Origin of the sequence: Clostridioides sp. ZZV14-6345 (assembly GCF_020657775.1) — a bacterium.
Taxonomy (GTDB): domain Bacteria; phylum Bacillota; class Clostridia; order Peptostreptococcales; family Peptostreptococcaceae; genus Clostridioides; species Clostridioides difficile_D.
This window is the reverse complement of sequence record NZ_JAGWCX010000049.1, coordinates 23870-29869: the sequence shown is the minus strand read 5'-3', so window position 1 is coordinate 29869 and position 6000 is coordinate 23870. Positions and strand designations below refer to the sequence as shown.

The following is a 6000-nucleotide window of genomic DNA, read 5'->3' as shown; positions in this document are numbered from 1 at the left end:
ATAAAATAGTAAAAAATAAACGTGGAATATATCTTCATCATTTAAAAAAAGTATTCTAAAATTATTATTTACAATCAAATATTATCTGAAAAAATGGTATTTTCATACCTTTATTTGTCATGCATAATTTTACTTACAACATAAACTTTATATAAAATAATTAAAAATATACCTATTAAGGTAAGTAAAAAAGAGCTCTCACAGAACAAATTTAATTTGCTCCTGCGACAGCCCCTTACTTATAGATATTAGGCAATCAAAAGTTTTTTATTATAGAGTTAAATTTTTAAATCTTTTTTAGGGAACTTGTCAATTGAGAAATAAGGGTATAAGATGTGATGAACTTACTAAATTTATAATCAGGTTATATGATGGAATTGCTATTAATAATTTTGTTTTAGAGAAAAAACATATGTTTAAGGAAATATAGATTACTAATATTATTATAATCTATTTTAAAATAGTAAAGAAAAGAATTAGATAATCGGCTAATAAATTGATTAGGTAAGTTGTTGAATTATATTTATATTATTTAAATAAATTACTTAATTTAGATAATAAAAAAGTCAAAATTTTAAGAATAGAGCTATATAATTTTAATTATTAGGAGAAATACTATGATAGGAATATATTTTAGTGGAACTGGAAATTCAAGATATTGTGTAGAAAAATTTTTACAAAAATGTGATATAATAGCAAACTATTATTCTATTGAAAATAGTGAACTTTTACAAAACATCCACAATCATGAGGATATTATTTTCGGCTATCCTGTACAATATAGTAATGTACCTAAAATATTGAAAGATTTTATAATCAAGCATTCAACCTTATGGAATGGTAAACGTATTTTTATTATTGCAACTATGGCTCTGTTCAGTGGGGATGGTTCTGGTATGTTATCTAGAACGTTAAAAAAATATGGTGCTACAACTATTGGTGGATTACATGTAAGGATGCCAGATAGTATAGGAGATGAAAAGATACTAAAACATTCTTTGGAGTATAATAGAAAGCTGGTAATAAAAGCAGAAAAGAAAATAACTGAGGCCGCCAAAAAATTGAAATATGGGGTTCCACCAAAAGAAGGATTAGGTTTTTTGAGTCATATTGTAGGGTTGTTTGGACAAAGATTATACTTTATCAATAAAACAAATGTGTATACAGACAAACTAAAAATCAATGCTGAGGAGTGTGTTGTATGTGGTAAATGTATTGATTTATGTCCAATGAAGAATTTAGTAATTAAAAATGATATGATTGTTTCAAATGGTCAATGTACAATGTGTTATCGTTGTGTAGATAATTGTACGAAACAAGCAATTACATTATTAGGTAAAAAGGTTGTTGAACAGAGTAATATCGAGAAATACATGTAAGAAATTTTAAATTTTACTAAATGTATATGGTATATACTCTATATTAGAAAGAGCGGTAAAAGAATGGAATGCTACATAGTGATTCATTTGCAACTAAATTATTTGAAGGAAATCCTGCTGGAGTTTGTGTTCTTGAAAGAAGATTACCTTTGGAGTTAATGCAGAAAATAGCTGAAGAAAACAATTTACCAGAAACGGCATTTATAGTAAAAAATGAAGGAAATTATGAATTACGATGGTTCACACCTAAAGCAGAAATTGATTTATGTGGTCACGCAACTTTAGCAGCAGCTTATGTAATATCAAATTTTATTGATATTAATGTTCAAAAGATAGATTTTCTTACTCAAAATGGAAATCTTGAGGTTACACGAAATGGAAATCTATATGAAATGATATTTCCAGAAATAATGCCTACTGAAATAGAACTATCACCACAACAAACTAATTTGATAGGTTGTATACCAAGTGCCGTTTATTCTTTAAGAGATTTAGTCTTATTACTAAATAGTGAACAGGAAGTTATAAATTATAAACCTAATTATGCATAGTTGCGTAAATTGACAGATTGGTTAGGTATAATAATTACAGCAAAAGGAAGTAATACAGATTTTGTTTCAAGATATTTTTGTCCAGAATTGGATTCAGAAGACCCTGTTACTGGTTCATCACATTGTAATCTTATTCCATATTGGTCTGAAAAGTTGGGAAAATGTAAAATGATAGCAGCACAACTTTCTAATCGTGGTGGTATAATTCAGTGTGAATTATTGAAGGATAATACTGTAAAAATTTCTGGTGAAGCAGTTTTATTTATGCAGGGAACAATAAAGATTGACATTTAGAGAAATGTAATAACTAATTTACAATTTAATTTACTATGAAAATAATTAATTTATATTAGAGTTATTTATAATAAAGCAGAATGAAAGAATTTAAAGTAATATAATATAAGTTGATACTAATATTGACAAGTATCATTAAAAAATATAGTATTTAATTTATAAAGATAAAAACACAGTCTGGTTGGTAGTCCAGACGCAGTAATTGCTGTCAGTAACCTGCCTCCTTGGTTGTCCATTCTTTAGAAAGTAACTAAATAGGAGGAACTAGCAATGGACAAAATTAGTGGAAATTTGACAGTCTTATTTGAAGAACCATTTTGGATAGGAGTATTTGAAAGACAAGATGGCAAAAAATATGAAGCATGTAAAGTAGTCTTTGGAGCAGAGCCTAAAGAAGTAGAAGTATATGAATTTATACTTGAAAGATTTTTCTCATTAGATTTTGGTAGTATTAAGTTAGAAAAGAATGTAACCAAAGACAAGATTGGATACAAAAGAATGCAGAGAAAAATAAAAAAAGAACAAGAAACTGTAGGAACTAAAGCTCAAAATGCTATTAAGCTTCAATATGAAGAAAGAAAACAGGATAAAAAAAATCTAGCTAAAAATAGAAAAGAAGAAGAAAAAGAAAGACTTTTTAATTTGAAACAAGAAAAGAGAAAATCCAAGCATAAAGGTCATTAATTTAATTTAGTGTTTTTTATGAATTGCTAGAAAAAGGTGTATAAAATAAAATATTTTATACACCTTAATTTATTGAAAAAACAAAATTTTATATTTTAAATCAATTTAAAATATAAAGATACACTAGTAATAATTGTAGAAATATTATAAAAGGTATCCCAAATGTAAATTTAATATGTTTAGTTTTATGTCTAAAAGAATACATTCCAATTATAGAACCTATACTACCTCCAACTACTGCTATAGAAATAAGGGTAGCTTCCTTTATTCTCCATTCATTTTTAATCGCTCTTTTTTTATCTATGCACATTAAAAAGAAAGCAATAAAATTAATAATTATAAAATATATTAAAATAAAATTTTTCACAATATTACCTCCATAAAAAATATATTATACATTATAAATCAAGACATTTGTTTTTGAAAGTTAAATTTGTAATTATTACATATAAAATATTTGATGAGAATCAATATAACATTAATTGGAAAATTAAAAAAAATTAAACAATTCCTAAATAGGGGGTATATTTATAAGACACAAAGTGATAAAATTTACTTAGAAAATAATGTAAAATAACAGGAGGATAAGACAAAATGAAATTTATAGTAGAAAAAGAAGTATTTGATAAATTAGAAAATGTATGCTTTGGTGTAGTAGTAGCAAAAGGAATAGATAACACTAAAGAAATTGAAAGAATAAGCAATCTTTTAGATATAAGTATAGATAGAGTAGAAGATTACTTTAAAGATAAAAAAGTAAAGGAATCGGAAGAAATTATACCATATAGAGAGGCATTTAGAAGTTTAGGAATGAACCCAAATAAATTTATGAGTTCGATAGAAGCAATGACAACAAGAGTTGCTAAGAATAAGAAACTTCCTCATATAAATCCTATCGTAGATTTAGGAAACTCTATTTCTTTAAAATATTTACTTCCAATGGGTGCTCATGATATGGATTTTAGAAATGATGATGTATATGTTAGATTCTCAAAACAAGGAGACAAATTTGTACCATTTGGAGAAACTGATGTTGAGTTGATGGAAGATGGAGAATTAATTTATTCTGTGGGCGATATGGTAAAAACTAGAAGGTGGATATGGAGACAAGGGGAAGAAGGAAAAATCACTAATAGTTCAAAAAATATATTTTTTCCTATAGATGGTTTCACTGATGCTAACTTAGATAAGGTAATGAGTGCAAGAGAAGAACTAGCAAAATTATTGAAGGAAATCTTTGATTGCGAAATTAAAGTAGGTTTTGTGGATAAAGATAACCCAGAGATGGAAATATAATAATATAAGTTGAATATTTGTTAAGATATTATATCTAATTAATGGTATTAAAAAAAGAAAGGTCGTAGTAAATTTGAAAAAAACTGTAATAAAGAATGTAAAACCAATGATTGAAAATAAGTTTATAGGACTTTTTGAAATTGAGTATAAAAACAAATTAGATGAAGATAAGGTTTGGATGGTAGCATCAAGAAAAAGTAGTGAACAATTAGAAAACATCTATTTGAAGAATGAAGAAGATAGTGTAGATGCAGTTGTAATAGTTGGACTTCATAAAAGCAGTGAAAAATTAGTTTTAATAAGACAATTTAGAGTACCTATCAATGATTATATATATGAATTACCAGCAGGTCTTGTTGATGAAGGAGAATCTATAGCTATTTCTGTTGAAAGAGAACTTAGAGAAGAAACAGGACTTACTATTTTAGAAATTCAAAAAAATAAGAGTAGTGATAAGGTATATTTATCTCCTGGAATGAGTGATGAATCTGTTGCTTTTGTTTATTGTAAATGTGATGGTGATATAACAGATGAATTTTTAGAGCCGGATGAAGAAATTGAAGCTCTTTTAGTTTCACAAGAAGAAGCAAAGGAGATTCTACAGAGTAATCATAAGATAGACACAAAAGCATTTTTGATTTTACAGATGTTTGTAAGCTTAGGAAGTAAATTATTTGAATAACTATATAGAAAAGAGATTATGTAGAGAAGTAAACTGTTGAGATTTATTTTACTTGTAGAAATTATAATCTCTTTTTTTATACAGTAAATTATAATTCCCTGTATCTTTAAATAAATCAAACCAATTCCAGATGCTATAACAACTGAAATACCAAAACTATTTAACATACCTGTAATAAAAATGATAAAATGTATACGTTTAAATAATTGAAAAATTTGATGTAAAATACAAGCAAAATAGTAGATTAGTTTAATATTCTAGCTTATAGGGCTAAAAATTACAAGTTGTAAAGGAGATAAGCCTATGAAAAAATTAGTTATTCTTTTAATTAGCATTATCAGTGTAGTTAGCTTGACAGTTTGCAAAAAAAAGCAATGAAAGTAAATATAATAATTCAAGCAACAAAGAATCAGGACAAACAACTATTGAAATGAATTAGATAAAAATTATGATATTTCAGACCCATTTGTTAATGCACGTTTATTTTGTGTATCTGATGATATAGATGTTTTAAACACAGAGATTTCTTTTAAAATGGACGGAGAGAGTGATCTTGTGGAAATAAAAGATAATAAAACAGACGAAACTTTATGGAGTAATACATGGCATGAAAGTATTGATAATGATACATTCACAATTTCTCTTGATAATATGCAAAAGGAGAAAGAGTATGCTATATGGTTTACTGGAACTAAAATAAATCATGCTGTTGTAAAGGCTACTTTTGAAAGCTATTTGGTTCAGGAGAAAGAAAGACCTTCAAAATAAATTCCAGTTTGTCTATAACTTAATATTCAGTACCTAAAAGCAGTTAATATTTATGATTGACTGTTTTTTCGTATCTAAAAATGAGTCGATGTACATTTTTACTTGAAACACGCATGCACCTCAAAAGCTGGCACACATGCTCTTGAAAATAGGAGCTTGTGCTTGATGAAAAATCTTATCTAGAAGAATGATGCTATCTATAAAAAGGAAGATATGATGGATTGAGTCAATGCATTTTATAACAGTATAAGGTAATAACAAAATACTGGAAGTACTTTTTATAATTTATAAAATATATTTTTAAGTTTTCAATTAATTACATTTCTAGAAATTAGTTAACAATAAG

At 26.5% G+C, this 6000-nt stretch carries 5 protein-coding genes and 2 pseudogenes; 6 read left to right on the top strand and 1 reads right to left on the bottom strand.

From position 1 onward, the window contains the following. Nucleotides 1-617 precede the first annotated feature (617 nt). From KGF39_RS13375 to KGF39_RS13365, 3 genes and pseudogenes are all read left to right on the top strand, one after another. Complete coding sequence (locus KGF39_RS13375; RefSeq protein ID WP_227822677.1) at nucleotides 618-1379, top strand: EFR1 family ferrodoxin; 762 nt, start codon at nucleotides 618-620, stop codon at nucleotides 1377-1379. Between the two features lie 68 nt (nucleotides 1380-1447). Then, nucleotides 1448-2224, top strand: a pseudogene (locus KGF39_RS13370) (PhzF family phenazine biosynthesis protein). A 270-nt stretch (nucleotides 2225-2494) separates the two neighbouring features. Beyond that, complete coding sequence (locus KGF39_RS13365; protein ID WP_227822676.1) at nucleotides 2495-2908, top strand: YjdF family protein; 414 nt, start codon at nucleotides 2495-2497, stop codon at nucleotides 2906-2908. Nucleotides 2909-3008: 100 nt separating this feature from the next. Here the strand turns inward: KGF39_RS13365 and KGF39_RS13360 are convergent, their stop codons facing one another. Next, nucleotides 3009-3275 (bottom strand): DUF1294 domain-containing protein, encoded by a 267-nt coding sequence (locus tag KGF39_RS13360; protein WP_227822675.1) that lies wholly within the window; start codon nucleotides 3273-3275, stop codon nucleotides 3009-3011. Nucleotides 3276-3502: 227 nt separating this feature from the next. Between KGF39_RS13360 and KGF39_RS13355 the strand changes: the two genes are divergently transcribed. From KGF39_RS13355 to KGF39_RS13345, 3 genes and pseudogenes are all read left to right on the top strand, one after another. After that, on the top strand, nucleotides 3503-4204 hold the full coding sequence (locus KGF39_RS13355) for a phenylalanine--tRNA ligase beta subunit-related protein (RefSeq protein ID WP_227822674.1): 702 nt from the start codon (nucleotides 3503-3505) through the stop codon (nucleotides 4202-4204). A gap of 73 nt (nucleotides 4205-4277) precedes the next feature. Then, on the top strand, nucleotides 4278-4886 hold the full coding sequence (locus KGF39_RS13350; RefSeq protein ID WP_227822673.1) for an NUDIX hydrolase: 609 nt from the start codon (nucleotides 4278-4280) through the stop codon (nucleotides 4884-4886). Between the two features lie 424 nt (nucleotides 4887-5310). Next, nucleotides 5311-5654, top strand: a pseudogene (locus KGF39_RS13345) (DUF4624 family lipoprotein). Nucleotides 5655-6000: the final 346 nt, after the last annotated feature.